Raw genomic sequence first — 13897 nt, 5'->3', positions numbered from 1 at the left:
TCTAAATCCAGTGTACTTATATTGAACGAAAAAATTCAATATATACTGAAAATATAAACCCCGCCTTCCTCCCACAGCTAAAGCAGTAGGCTTCCGGCGGATGTTCTCGTGAATAAAACTGAGCCGTTAACAGCGCTGCCATACCTACGGGACCAGCTCCGATAATGGCAACGGTTTGTCCAGGCTGAACCTTGCCGTTTAACACACCAATTTCAAATCCTGTCGGAAGAATGTCACTAAGCATGACGAGTGCCTCTTCATCCACGCCTTCCGGAATTGGATAAAGACTGTTGTCTGCGTGTGGAATTCTTACATACTCTGCTTGGGTTCCATCAATTAAGTGTCCTAAGATCCAGCCGCCATCTTCGCAATGAGCATATAATCCTTTTTTGCAATTTTCGCATTTTCCACACGAGGTAATACAAGAAATCAGCACTCTATCGCCTTTTTTAAAATTCTTTACGCCCGAACCAACTTCTTCGATAATTCCTACGCCTTCATGCCCTAAAATTCGACCTTCTTCTACAGTAGGAACATCCCCTGAAAGAATATGCAAGTCTGTTCCACAAATCGTTGTTTTTGTGATCTTAACGATTGCATCGGTTTCCTTTTCAATTTTCGGCTTTGGTTTTTCCATTACTTCTTTTTTTCCTGGTCCCAGATAGGTAAGGGCTTTCATTTTTGGTACCTCCCTGAATAGTTTCACTTTTTCCAATTTTTATTTTATAGAAAAATAAATTGATATTTCAATGAACCATCAATAAAATATTGTGTCGAAATTTTGTCAATATTGTATCAAGGTTTTGTCGAAGATTTTTTCTGCTTAGGCTTTTCTCTTTGTGGATCTTCTCTCCCAAACAACAGTAAACAAGCTTTCTTCAACAAACATTTTTTACTAGGAAATCTTCTCTTATTCACACCGGATCATTATCTACGTTGCTGTAAGATTCAATCGCTTGATCAAGCGCCCGATACGCTTCGGCAAAAGCGTTCGTTGCCGACTCATCGCCCGCATTGGCAAGCTGTGCTTGCGCGTTTTTCGCGTGGGTGATAGCGCGAATGACATCTTCCATCATTTGTTGTTTGTCGCCTGCCGTCGCCTTTAACTGCTCGAGTTCGCGGAGACATTGTTCCAAATCGTAAGCGCCCGGATTGTCAAACGATTGTTCTAGCTTTTCTTTGACACGTTGCAATACTTCTTTCATTAACGCCCACACCCTCCTTGATATTTTCACCAGCTAGTGTGGGCGATTTAAAGCAAACTATACAGGGAAATGAAATGATTGAAATAAAACGCGGTTCCTATTTATACTTGAAATTGTAAAATATCAACCCAAATTTTTACGGCTGTCGCTAAAATTAAAAACGCTAAAATAACTTGCAATATTTTTGTATTCATTTTTTGGCCCATTTTTGCTCCTAAAGGAGAGGCGATTAAGCTGGCAATAACCATGATGATGGAAGGAAGCAGTTCCACTTGCCCCGTTGTGATTTTTCCAAACGTCGAACCAATGGAGGAAATAAACGTAATCGCCAGCGAAGAGGCAATCGTCATTCGTGTTGGGATTTTTAACACAACAAGCATAGTAGGCACCAGCAAAAACGCTCCCGCTGCGCCAACGATTCCTGAACCAATCCCAATGACAAGCGCTAATGCAGCGGCAAGCCATTTGTTAAAGGTCACTTGATCGCTTGGAATATCGTCAATGCCTTTTTTCGGAACAAACATCATGACAGCAGCCAACGCGGCAAGAATACCGTACACGACATTAATTGTTCCTTCACTCATCACTTTTGAACCGAATCCGCCAAGGAAACTGCCGATCAAAATGCTAATCCCCATATAAAGAATTAATGTTTTATTTAAATAACCGCTTTTTCGATACGCCCAAACGCCGCCAATCGTCGCAAAAAACACTTGAACCGCGCTAATTCCCGATACTTCATGGGCGCTGAACGAAGCAAGCCCAAATAACGGCGGAAGATAAAGCAGCATCGGGTATTTAATAATGGACCCTCCAATACCAACCATTCCAGAAATAAATGAACCGATAAAGCCAATGAGAAAAATCACGATGATGAAATTCAATGTCAATTCCATCAATACATTACCCCTTTTGACTTTTCGAAAACTAGGGGGTACTTTATACGTACCCCCGAATGATTATTTTCTTTTAACCCAAAATTTCCATACACCATTTTCTTCTTTATAATCGACTAGCTCATGACCGCTTACGTTTATCCAAGCGGTTAGATCATTTTTTGCTCCTTGATCCATTGTTTCGATTTCAAGTATTTGACCGGGTGGCAATTCATCGATAGCCTTTTTTGCCTTCACAACGATCATGGCACAAGATAATCCTTTTGTATCGACGACCTTATTCCCATTCATTTTTTCAACTCCCTTCAAATTAACGGGTATGATGCAGCGCGCAACGGTTTGGACCGATTTCGAGTTCTTGCTGCTGTTCCTTGTCGACCGCTTTCAGCCCGCGGTTAATCGCTACGATGTCTTCAAAGTTTGGCGGTGTCTCTGTGTTTGCGTTTTGCACGACAATATCGATAAATTCTTGTTTTTTCTTATGCTGCATCATGTCGTTGCGGGCACGAATGTTGCCTAATGTATCGCCGATATATCCCGCTTTGCTCATTTCTTCATCCAAATTAGCGTAATGGGCAGGCAGAACGATTACATCATCCGCAATCGCGGCTACTTTTTCGTATACCGTGTCGTATAAATCCGCTGCCCATTCCGCCGCTTTTCCGCCTAAATCCGGGCGTCCGAGTCCGCCGACAAAAATCGTATCTCCAGAGAAAAGCAATTGATTATTCACGAAGAAGGAAACACTTCCCGGCGTATGCCCTGGCGTTTTCACCGCTAATACTTCTAATTGCACTTGTTCAAAATCAATGCGGTCATGTTTTTCCAGCGGTTCGAAATCAAACACCGCTCCTTCGCTTTTCATCAAGTAATATGTCGCTCCTGTACGTTCTGCTAACGCTTTTCCGCCGGAAATATGATCTGCATGTAAGTGGGAATCGACGATATGCGTAATCGCTACCCCTTCTTCTTGTGCGACTTGTTCATATACATCAATAAACCGCGATGGGTCAACGACAAGCGCTTCGTTTCCGGAAATCACCATATAAGAGAGACATCCTTTTCCGACACGAATGAATTGATATACTTTCATCTTGTCATCTTCATATACTTTTGCTTTATGAAGATGTTCGCTCCACGCTTTCATGCCGCCAACGAGCGTGTAAATGTTGTCAAATCCGGCTTCTACTAATTGTTCTGCCACAAATGCCGCTGAACCGCCTTTGGCACAAACGACGACAACATCTTTGTCTTTTGGAAGGCGGCCGATAACCGAATCTACACCATCAATCAACTCAAAGTATGGAACATTAATATATTCAAAGTTCTCCCCTTCAATTTTCCAATCATGAAAATCGCTTTCGTTGCGTACGTCAAAAATAACGAGATGTTCTTTATTTAATACTTTTTCTGTTAATGTTTGCACCGTCATTTCTTTTACCGTCATTTTTATACCCCCTATAGTATATTTTTGTTTTTTAAAAAACCGCTCAATCAGGATTGAGCTGTATCGAGCGGTCCTTCCCATTTTGACATGCCTGGGACGACATTCCATACATTAGTAAATCCTTTTTCTGTTAATTTTTGTGCCGCTAAATCGCTGCGCGTTCCAGTACGGCAAACAACATAAATCGTTTTATTCTTCGGCAACTCATGGATGCGGTCTTCTAATTCTCCAAGCGGAATCGAAATAGCGCCTGGTATATGTCCGAACGCATACTCCGCCGGCTCGCGGACATCTATAATGACCACAGAATCATCATTTATTTTTTCCGCCAGCTGTTCATTGGAAATTACATGAGAATATGTTGCTTCGCCTTTTGTCTCATGGTCACTTGCTTTACGAATATAATGTTTTAACACGTTTCCTTCTTCAATCGTTCCTAAGTATTGATGGCCGGTACTTTCCGCCCATGCTTTGATATCGGCTTTCGAACCTTTATCGGTTGCCTGTACTTCAAGCACTTGTCCCGGTTGCAAGTCATTGATCGCTTTTTTTGTTTTTACAATTGGCATTGGACAAGATAATCCCTTTGCATCGACTGTCATATCTACACGAATCATGCTGCATTCCTCCTTTTGCCGTTTTATTTATTCCACAGGTCCTTCCCAGTCCAACATGCCGCCAGTCATATTGATCACATGATATCCATGACTTTCCAGCAGTTGAGCTGCGCGCGCGCTTCTTCCACCCGAACGGCAAACAAGGATATATTCCTTATTTTTATCTAGCTCATTCATGCGAAATTCGAGCAATCCTAACGGAATATTAATCGCACCAGGAATTTTCCCAGCCGCTACTTCATCCACTTCACGAACATCGATAATGTTCAGTTGTTTTCCTTCTTGAAGAAGTTTTTCAACTTCTTTTGCCGTTAATTGTTTCATCAACGATCCCCTCCTTTTTTTATGACCAAGCGTTCATTCCGCCTTTTACGTTTGTTACGTATTGGAATCCAAGTTTCTTCAATAGTCTGCTGGCTTTTGTACTTCGCATTCCGCTTTGGCAAATCACAATCACTTCTTTTTCCTTGGATAATTCGTTGGCACGTTTTGGCAGTTCATGAAGGGGAATATTTTTAAATCCGCGAATATGATTCGCGCGGAACTCCGCGGGAGTACGTACATCCACATACTGCACATCTTTTTTTCCTAATTCTTTCTTTAGCTCTGCTGTTGTAATCATCCGTACTCCACGCGGTGGAATGACGCGGATTGCAATAAACCAAGCGAGCAACAGGAATAAAACGATATTTATTACTGTTTGTGCCATTCGTAATCACCTTTAAATGAATAAGTTTATGTTCCCTTCTGACGCATCCGCCAAATACGTTGCCACTCCAGCAAACTCAATGCCATCGATCAATTCTTCTGGTTTCAACCCTAATAAATCAACAGTCATTTGACACGCGACTAACTTAACCCCTTGCTCTTTTGCCATTTCGATTAATTGTGGCAGCGGCATCGCGTTATGCTTTTTTATAACGTGTTTGATTAATTTTGGTCCGATGCCGCCAAAGTTCATGCGGGAAAGCCCCATGCGATCCGCTCCACGCGGCATCATTTTGGCAAACATTTTTTCCAAAAACCCTTTTTTCACCGAAATATGCCCGTCTTTTCGCAATGCGTTCAATCCCCAAAACGTATGAAAAATCGTGACGTCATGGTCATAAGCGGCGGCACCGTTCGCGATGATGTAAGCCGCCATCGCTTTATCGTAGTCGCCGCTAAATAAAATAATCGTTGTTTTTTTCTTTTGTTGCGACATTAAGTCCCCTCCTTCCATATACATATACTTATATAGGTATATGGACAGCTAAAAAATTACCCTTTTTGAATCCAAAACGTCAATACGCCATTTTCCTCTTTCATATCAATAACCGTATGGCCGCTTGCTTTTGCCCATGCCGGCAAGTCGTTTTTTGATCCTTTATCCGTTGTTTGCACTTCGAGCACTTGCCCTGATGTTAATTCATCCATCGCTTTTTTCGCTCTTACAACCGGCATTGGACAAGCTAATCCTTTCGCATCTAATACTTTATTTACATTCATGATGGATAACCTCCTTATTATTTTACCATTACCCCTATAGGTATATTAATATGTGTAAAAGAGTGTGTCAACCCTTTTTTCAAGAGTTGACTTATCTGCTTTTTACTAATAGCTCTACCGCTTCTTTGACTAAATGTTCCGTTTTTTCTCCTTTTTCCATGCTTTCGCGCAGACAATTTTCTAAATTGGTACTTACAATGACCGCAATGGCGCGATCAATCGCATTGCGTGCCGCCGATAATTGCGCGACAACGCTTTTGCAGTCTTTTCCTTGTTCCATCATGCTAAGAACGCCTTTCACTTGTCCCTCAATCCGTCTTAAGCGGTTTTTGATTTCTTTATTGTATTCCATTTTTCATTTCCCCTTTCTCGACAAGGACAATGGATGATTGAATAGCTTTGTACGTCAAAACCGCGGCGTCGTAAAAAACGTACGCCTAAATTTTTTTCGATTTCATCGTTTGCAATAATATGAAGCGATTTACTGGGAATATTAGAAAAATGCCGTTTTAAATAAGCATACGGAATATGAAGAGAATTAGCAATAGGCGGTTCTGTTGTTTCGTTATAATCACGAATATCTAACACAACCATATCCTTGATTCGTTTATCGGCTATATCTATGCATGGAACACCGCTTACCGGATAATAACGGCGATACAATGCTATGAATAATAAACTGAAAATAATCAGGCTGATGATATACAATATAGCGATCACCTCGCTCCATCATTGATGTCTGTGTTTATTATATACCCTTATAGGTATATTAGCAACTGTTTTATTTTAACAATATGTGGATAAATGATGTATCGTTCATCATCCCGACATGTATTGAGACAACCACTGTTGCCTCAATACGTTAGCAATATACCGTATACGGTTGGATGAAAGGAGAAAAATTCCACATTCTGGTATTTTGTTTTCATATATTCTAGCAATTGCTGAGAAGGAATTCTCTCATGAAGCGGCGGCCCCATTTCGCTTTCTACCGCTTCCCATTCAATGATCAGAAATTTTCCGTTCGGTTTCATCACCCGTTGTATCTCAGCAAGCACTGCGTCATGATCATCTACTTCATGAAACACGAACGACATGAGCCCCTTATCCGCCAATCGTGAAGGCAAAGACGTATTCGATACATCCTCAAGTATATATTCAATATTGTCCACTTGTTCTTTTTCTGCGTGTGTCTTTAAAAATTCCAACATTTCTTGTTGTACATCGACAGCATATACTTTTTCTTTCGTCATTTTCGCCATTGGCACGGTAAAATACCCATTGCCAGCTCCCAAATCAACGATGACATCTTGCGTTCCGATTTGCAATATCTCTATTGCCCGTTCTGGAGCAATGATTTCTTTTCGCTTCGGATCTAATAATTTTTCCGCCTTTTCTGGATGAAAACGATGCCCTGCCATCATAAATCCTCCTGTATTCTTTTTTTAATGATTATTATAATCAAAAAGCTTCGGAATCCATAATCCGAAGCTTTTTCTTGCTGATGCATTTTTAGCAAATTGCACAACGGTTTGGATCGATTTCCATTCCCCGTTGTTGTTCTTTATCTGCTTGAAATTTTCCCATATCCGTTTGACATACTTCCAATCGTATATGTTTCTTTCCTTCCATTTTTCAATCATCGAATATCTCTTTGTTGCATACATCAAGAACGAACCATTTCTTGCCGTTAATCATTGTTGGAACAAGTTCTTTTCCAGCAATGACATCCCATATCTTGCTAACGTTGCAGTAATTGCATGATGGCGTCCGGATCAAATCCGATTACCCATTGACCATCGATTTCGATTTGCGGGACTCCGATTTGCCCTGTTGTTTCAACAAGTTTCCGAGCCGCGACAGGATCCCGTTGCACGTTGACTTCTTCAAACGGAACGCCTTGTTCACGTAAAAAGTTTTTTACCATTACACAATACGGACATGTCGTTGTCGTATATACCGTAACTCGTTTCATTTTCGTCCCTCCACTAGAACGTCAACGTAATGTCGGCGTCTTTTGCAAAGTTTAGAAATGTTGCAGCGCCAGCGACTTCAATTCCATCGACAAATTGATCTTTGTCAAGGCCCATGACATCCATCGTCATTTGGCACGCAACTAGTTTCACACCTAATTCTTGCGCCATTTTTACAAGCTCTTCGATCGATGGAACATTTGCTTTTTGAAATCCTTCTTGGAAATGCTCTTTTCCTTCTGGAAGCGGTAAGTTTTTATGTGCTTCTTTATGAATGAGATTCAACCCTTCAAACGTGAAAAAAATGCCTACTTCCGCCTCAGATGCTGCTGCCGCTGTGGCAATATTAAATACTTTGTATGCGTCAAATAAACCACCGTTAGCTGCGATAATCGCTACTTTCATCATGAAGTCCTCCTTTTTCTCGATCATAGTTTTTACGAAATAAAATATTTTTATTTACATATACATGTATGGGTATTTAATCTAGTTCTTATAGTAATCGATTTTTCCATCCATGTCAACGAACAAATATAAAAAATGTCGAGCAGGAAGTCCTACTCGACTTGTTCGTCTTTCAATCCGGCCCAAAACGCAGCAACCACCGATAGCGCCACAATGAGAATTGGTGCATACATAAGCAAAAACGTTTGCATCGCATTCTCCTCCTTATAATTGTCCTTTTACGTATTTTTTGTTGAACAAAAATAGTTTTAACAACAGGTACAATGATGGAATAAGCAGCAAAAATCCCGCGATAAACGCGATAACAAGCGCGATCGCCATCGTTTTATTCGTAAATCCGTCGTAAATCGTCAAGTATGGGTACAACAAATACGGATAGTGAGAAATGCCGTATGCGTAAAACGCGAACGCGTATTGCATCACTAAGCTAACAAACGCCCATCCGAAATATCTCTTTTTCCAAAGCAAATAAACGGTCAACACGAAAAACAGAAATGATATGGCAAACATCCAAGCAACGTTTAACATGTTGCTATAATGCTCCGGATTATGGTGGCGCAGCTGATAAATGATAAGAAGCGCCGATAAAATCGTTGGCCCGCTCCAGCTTAGCGCATATTTCCGCAACAATTCACGCGCCTGCATGTCGCCTGCTTCGTTGGCATAATACGTAAGAAATGTCGCTGAAATGTACAATACACTTGTAATACTGAGCAGCACAACGCTCCACGTTAAAGGACTAACAAATAATGTTTTATATAATAGTGTCAACGTTTCTCCTTGCTTTTCGATAAACCCGCCTTCAGAAATCGTTAAAACGATCGATAATGACGCTGGAATGAATAATCCAGTTAATCCGTAAGCAAACAGATACCATTTCCGCTCTGTTCCTCCGTATGTGTTAAAGGCGTAATAGGAACCTCGAATAGCAAGCAAAAGAATGGCGATGCTGGCGGGAACGAGCAAAATCGTTCCGTAATAATACGCCGTTTTCGGGAAAAATCCAACGATTCCAACGAAGAAAAAGACAAGAAACACATTCGTTACTTCCCATACCGGGGAAAGATAACGCTGAATGATTTTATGCAAAATATGTTTTTTCTTCGCGATATCGCTGTACGCACTGAAAAATCCGGCACCAAAATCAATCGATGCAACGATGACATATCCAAATAAAAACAGCCATAAGACAGATATACCTATAATTTCTAATGTCATTGGGATACTACCTCCCGTTCAAGAGAGCGTTCCGCTAACTCTTTTTCCACCGGATTTTTTCGGAACATGTTAATCAGCACTGTCACACTTGCAATTCCTAAAATGAGATACAAAATCGAAAAAGCAACAAGCATCGTATCTACATGTCCCGATGATGTCGCCGCTTCAGCCGTTTTCATATAACCGCGCAAAATCCATGGCTGCCGGCCAACTTCGGTAAAATACCAGCCTGCTTCAATCGCCAGCATTGCCAATGGGCCTGTAGTGACAAGCAATGCTAAAAACCATTTATTCATGATAAATTTCCATTTCCACTGTTTACCAAGCCAATAAACAGCCGATACCATCGTAAGCAAAATTCCGATCGTAACCATTACATCAAATAAATAGTGGATATAAAGCGGCGGTATTTCATCTTCCGGAAACTCATTTAACCCTTTCACTTCCGCGCCCGGATGATTATGCGCTAAAATGCTTAACGCATATGGAATTTCGATCGCATTTTTTACATTGTTGTTTTCGTCTAACGTACCGAACAGCACAAGCGGCGCATGTGTACTCGTTTCAAAATGCCATTCCGCCGCCGCTAATTTTTCCGGCTGATATTCCGCCAAAAATTTTCCTGATAAATCACCGACAAGTGCGCTTGCAAGCGAAAAAATGAATGCCGTTTTCATCGTTAAATGCAGCGCTTTTTTATGATAAACATGGCGGTTGCCTCTCATCAAATGCCAAGCAGCGATGGACGCCAAGACAAAAGCAGAAGTCATATAGGCGGTTGTCAATACGTGTGCTACTTTCGTCGGCATCGCTGGATTAAACATGGCCACAAGCGGCTCGATATTCGTGATGACTCCATCTTTCAACTCAAAACCTTGCGGAGTATTCATAAACGCGTTTACCATCGTAATAAACATTGCCGAAGCCGAAGAACCAATCGCCACTGGAATCAATAACAATAAATGCTTCTTCTGATTCTCAAACCGGTCCCACGTATATAAATAAATCCCAAGGAAAATCGCCTCAAAAAAGAAGGCAAACGTCTCCATAAACAGTGGAAGGCTGATGGCTTGACCTGCAAGTTGCATAAAGTTTGGCCATAATAATGACAACTGCAGTCCGATCGCTGTTCCCGTCACAACGCCGACGGCTACCGTAATAACGAAGCCGCGCGTCCATCTTCGCGCAAGTAGAATGTAATGTTCGTCATTTTTTCGAATACCTACCCATTGCGCAATTGCAATCATCAACGGAACACCGACACCAATCGTCGCATAAATAATGTGAAACGTTAACGTTAATTCCGTTAACAACCGGCTAAACAGCACCGGATCATATTTCCACATTGCCATATCCTCCCTCTATAAATGTTGATATATCAACGGTTGTAGCCGTTTCAGGGGTGTCAAAAAAATATTTTTCGACAAAGTTTCTCCTTTTATGAAAACAATTTGCCAACAATTGATAGAAACATAATCAGGGCAACAAGAAAACTAACGGTCACAAGCCATTTTTCTTGGCGTTTCCACACGGTTTTTCCTCCTTCTATTTCCGCCGTATTTACTTTATCAATAGTTAATACGGTACTTATTACTTATTACTTTTTACTTTATCAATAAATCATGAAGAAATAACAAAATAACTTTGACAAGATAGTGACATTGTGATGTTTGTCACAAAATTGTCATGATTAACAGGCTTATAAATGTAAAAATGTTTTATACCATACAATTTTTGCACAGTATGCTTATGGATCCCAAAAAAATAAAATGGTTACCATCGGCAATGATGATAACCATTTCCTTATACTTAAAAATAATAACCAAACAACAGCGTTACAAACAACGTTCAAACACATAAAAAAAGAGCTGTCTTCAAGCAGCTCTTTTTATTGAATTTATATATATTTTCGATGCACTGTTTTTCCATCATACGTAAATAATACAGGCTTCTCTTCAACGACCGTTTCCATATGAACAGCGCGGCCCCATAACTGATAAATGTACGGAAGAACTTTTTCTAAATATTTAATGTCTAATTCAATTCCTTCATACCAATGTTTTAAATATAATTCACCATTGCGCATGTAATCGCCATCATTTACTGTAATGTATGGAAATCCGCCATTGACACGCATACTGACGAGTTGGTCGCGAATGTGCTCCCAATCTTTATCGACGATTTTATACTCTCTTCCTTGCTTTTGAAATAAATACATATCTTCGCGCATCACTAATTCTTTTGTTAAATAATTACGCAAAAACGAAATATCGGATTCGAGTTCACGTACTTCAAAAATTTTTTGGCGTCCCGATCCTGGCTTCACCCCAAGTTTTTTCATTTCCTCCGTTGGGTTGTTCCAACGTTCTTCAATATCTTCAAAAATTTTCAACCCCAAATAATATGGATTAATCCCTGTGCGAGATGGCTGCACGACATTGGCGTTTAATTTCGCAAATTCAATCGCCTCTTCGCTCGTTAAATCCATTTCCCGTAAAATCCGTTGATGCCAATACGTCGCCCAGCCTTCGTTCATGATTTTCGTTTCAAGCTGCGGCCAAAAATATAGCATTTCTTCGCGCATCATCGTTAAAATGTCGCGCTGCCATTCTTCCAGCTCACGGCTATATTCTTCAATAAACAATAATACGTCTTTTTCCGGTTGCGGCGGGAATTTCCGTCGCTTTTTACGCGGAGGCGGAGCTGGACGATCTTTTTCATCAAGCTTCCATAAATCGTCATATGGCGTCGATGTTTTTGGCGGCTCTTCCTCTTCATATATTTCCGTATCTTCCCACGTCCATGATAATTTCGGACGAAGCAGTGACGGGTCGATATGCTCTTGAATCGCCAATACCGCATCTAAAAATTTTTCTACTTCGAATTTTCCATATTGATGTTCGTAATGTTTGATTCTCTCGGCGGTCGCTGCCATGCTTTCGACCATGTCCCGCTTTGTATTGCTGAAACGAACGTTATTTTTGAAAAAATCGCTATGCGCTAATACATGTGCAACAATTAATTTATTTTGAATCAGCGTATTTGTATCCAATAAAAATGCGTAACAAGGGTCAGAATTAATGACTAGCTCGTAAATTTTGCTTAATCCCAGGTCGTACTGCAGTTTCATTTTGTAAAACTGCTTGCCAAAAGTCCAGTGGGAAAACCGCGTTGGCATGCCATACGCACCAAACGTGTAGATAATATCCGCTGGACAAATTTCATAACGCATCGGATAAAAATCAAGCCCAAACCCTTCAGCGATTTCCGTAATCTCCGCAATCGCCCGTTCCAACTTCTTCAAATCATCTTGTCGCATGCACATCTCTCCCCCCTTTTCCCTCTTATCACAATGTATGAGAAAAAAGGAGTTTTGATACGTATAAGTCCATTCCATATCAATTGGTAATTATTTAGGGAAGAATTGGATTATGATTAAACAATATATGGATGAATATCGGGTACCGTCAAGAATTTTGCGTAATGCAAGATAGATAGGGTATCTCTGAAATGGATTTGGAATGGATAGGGGACTAGTTTCCTCCACACGAGGGACTGAATATTCAGTCTATTGCGCAGAAAGGGAGAATCCCCTTATCGTATTGGTTTGATATTTACATTATTTGGTTAATTGTAACGTTCTTCAAACATTCGCTCGAGGGCTTCCTGTGCTTCGGCAAATCCTCTTAACTTTCGCCCTGCCCATTTCTCATTAAAATCTTGGATGGTCAAATACACGACTTTTTCCGCGGCTTCTAAACTGCTCAAACTGTTCATCGGCTTTAGACGTTTCCGAATCTCTTTGATCGTTCGTTCGATGGCATTCGTCGTGTAAATCACACTTCGAATACTGCTTGGATAGTCCATAAATGAGAAGGACATCCAACTCGTTGGCCCAAGATTGAACTTCTCTCGAGTATTTACCAGACCATTTCGACTCAAATTGTTGAAACATCTCCAGTGCAATTTTTTTATTCGGAGATCGATAAATAAGTTTCAAATCTTCTGCCATTTCGAATTGGTCTTTTTTCCGAACACGGCTGAGGGTGTTGCGGACTTTGTGCACGACACAGCGCTGCACATCGGCTTTCGGATACACCGCCTTAAAGGCTTCCTCTAGCCCCGGAAGGCCATCGAAGACGCCTAAAAACACTTCCTTGACGCCTCTTTTGTAGTGCTGTTGGAGAATCTCCTGCCATACATAGGCGCTTTCCTGTCCTCCTATGAAGAAATCCAGAATTTCACGATCTCCTTCTTCGTTCACACCTAATACCACATAAATGACTTCTTTCTCTACCGTATCGCGGCGAAGTTTCACGTACAAGCCGTCCAAATACAAGACCGAATAACGCTGGTGTAGTGGACGAGCGTGCCATTTCTCGATGTCTTCCTTCACGACATCGGTAATCCGGCTGATCGTCGCAGGAGAATAGGTGCTTCCTAGAATTCGTTCGATAAACTTGCCAATTTCCCGTGTGCTCATGCCACTTTGGTACATCCTAATGATGGCTTCCTGCAGCCAGCCGGTGTGCCGTTGGTAAGGGGCAAACAACTGTGTTTGAAATTCCCCGTTTCGGTCTCTTGGAAC

The 13897-nt window shown here is 41.0% G+C and carries 18 protein-coding genes and 2 pseudogenes; all 20 read right to left on the bottom strand.

Translation table 11 applies throughout. The features are described from left to right. Positions 1-109: 109 nt before the first annotated feature. Positions 110-679, bottom strand: a pseudogene (locus tag DCC82_RS05330) (alcohol dehydrogenase catalytic domain-containing protein); the annotation flags it as partial. 235 nt (positions 680-914) lie between these two features. Beyond that, positions 915-1205, bottom strand: coding sequence for a hypothetical protein (locus DCC82_RS05325; protein ID WP_012749274.1), 291 nt, complete (start codon positions 1203-1205; stop codon positions 915-917). Positions 1206-1306: 101 nt separating this feature from the next. Next, positions 1307-2101 carry a sulfite exporter TauE/SafE family protein gene (locus DCC82_RS05320; protein ID WP_012749273.1) on the bottom strand — a complete coding sequence of 265 codons (795 nt, stop codon included), beginning with the start codon at positions 2099-2101 and terminating at the stop codon, positions 1307-1309. Positions 2102-2164: 63 nt separating this feature from the next. Continuing rightward, positions 2165-2392, bottom strand: a complete 228-nt coding sequence (locus DCC82_RS05315; RefSeq protein WP_012749272.1) for a sulfurtransferase TusA family protein — start codon at positions 2390-2392, stop codon at positions 2165-2167. Positions 2393-2411: 19 nt separating this feature from the next. Beyond that, the gene (locus DCC82_RS05310) at positions 2412-3548 is read right to left on the bottom strand and encodes an MBL fold metallo-hydrolase (protein ID WP_012749271.1); all 1137 of its coding nucleotides are present in this window, start codon (positions 3546-3548) and stop codon (positions 2412-2414) included. A gap of 47 nt (positions 3549-3595) precedes the next feature. Next, entirely contained in the window at positions 3596-4165 is a 570-nt protein-coding gene (locus DCC82_RS05305; protein ID WP_012749270.1) for a sulfurtransferase TusA family protein, read from the bottom strand. 27 nt (positions 4166-4192) lie between these two features. After that, positions 4193-4489 (bottom strand): rhodanese-like domain-containing protein, encoded by a 297-nt coding sequence (locus DCC82_RS05300; RefSeq protein ID WP_012749269.1) that lies wholly within the window; start codon positions 4487-4489, stop codon positions 4193-4195. Positions 4490-4508: 19 nt separating this feature from the next. Further along, positions 4509-4874 (bottom strand): rhodanese-like domain-containing protein, encoded by a 366-nt coding sequence (locus DCC82_RS05295; RefSeq protein ID WP_012749268.1) that lies wholly within the window; start codon positions 4872-4874, stop codon positions 4509-4511. 12 nt (positions 4875-4886) lie between these two features. Further along, positions 4887-5369 carry a DsrE/DsrF/DrsH-like family protein gene (locus DCC82_RS05290; protein ID WP_012749267.1) on the bottom strand — a complete coding sequence of 161 codons (483 nt, stop codon included), beginning with the start codon at positions 5367-5369 and terminating at the stop codon, positions 4887-4889. 56 nt (positions 5370-5425) lie between these two features. Then, entirely contained in the window at positions 5426-5653 is a 228-nt protein-coding gene (locus DCC82_RS05285; RefSeq protein WP_003252677.1) for a sulfurtransferase TusA family protein, read from the bottom strand. Between the two features lie 91 nt (positions 5654-5744). Then, positions 5745-6005, bottom strand: a complete 261-nt coding sequence (locus DCC82_RS05280) for a metal-sensitive transcriptional regulator (RefSeq protein WP_012749266.1) — start codon at positions 6003-6005, stop codon at positions 5745-5747. Further along, positions 5972-6361, bottom strand: a complete 390-nt coding sequence (locus DCC82_RS05275; RefSeq protein WP_216368308.1) for a sulfurtransferase — start codon at positions 6359-6361, stop codon at positions 5972-5974. Before DCC82_RS05275 ends, DCC82_RS05280 begins: the two co-directional genes overlap by 34 nt. A gap of 146 nt (positions 6362-6507) precedes the next feature. After that, positions 6508-7074, bottom strand: coding sequence for a class I SAM-dependent methyltransferase (locus DCC82_RS05270; protein ID WP_097354148.1), 567 nt, complete (start codon positions 7072-7074; stop codon positions 6508-6510). A gap of 320 nt (positions 7075-7394) precedes the next feature. Continuing rightward, positions 7395-7628, bottom strand: a complete 234-nt coding sequence (locus DCC82_RS05260) for a glutaredoxin family protein (RefSeq protein ID WP_003252684.1) — start codon at positions 7626-7628, stop codon at positions 7395-7397. A 13-nt stretch (positions 7629-7641) separates the two neighbouring features. Further along, on the bottom strand, positions 7642-8031 hold the full coding sequence (locus tag DCC82_RS05255) for a DsrE/DsrF/DrsH-like family protein (RefSeq protein WP_062754009.1): 390 nt from the start codon (positions 8029-8031) through the stop codon (positions 7642-7644). A 152-nt stretch (positions 8032-8183) separates the two neighbouring features. Then, positions 8184-8282 carry a cytochrome bd oxidase small subunit CydS family protein gene (cydS, locus tag DCC82_RS18825; RefSeq protein ID WP_012749261.1) on the bottom strand — a complete coding sequence of 33 codons (99 nt, stop codon included), beginning with the start codon at positions 8280-8282 and terminating at the stop codon, positions 8184-8186. 13 nt (positions 8283-8295) lie between these two features. Next, complete coding sequence (locus DCC82_RS05250) at positions 8296-9309, bottom strand: cytochrome d ubiquinol oxidase subunit II (RefSeq protein ID WP_012749260.1); 1014 nt, start codon at positions 9307-9309, stop codon at positions 8296-8298. Then, positions 9306-10655, bottom strand: a complete 1350-nt coding sequence (locus DCC82_RS05245) for a cytochrome ubiquinol oxidase subunit I (protein WP_012749259.1) — start codon at positions 10653-10655, stop codon at positions 9306-9308. The genes DCC82_RS05250 and DCC82_RS05245 overlap by 4 nt, the downstream gene beginning before the upstream one ends. A 551-nt stretch (positions 10656-11206) precedes the next feature. Continuing rightward, the gene (locus DCC82_RS05240) at positions 11207-12628 is read right to left on the bottom strand and encodes a SpoVR family protein (protein ID WP_097354147.1); all 1422 of its coding nucleotides are present in this window, start codon (positions 12626-12628) and stop codon (positions 11207-11209) included. A 308-nt stretch (positions 12629-12936) separates the two neighbouring features. Next, positions 12937-13897: pseudogene (locus tag DCC82_RS05235) on the bottom strand (IS256 family transposase); the annotation flags it as partial.

This window comes from Geobacillus sp. LYN3, assembly GCF_003064505.1.
GTDB lineage: Bacteria > Bacillota > Bacilli > Bacillales > Anoxybacillaceae > Parageobacillus_B > Parageobacillus_B toebii.
This window is presented reverse-complemented; position numbering and strand designations above follow the sequence as displayed.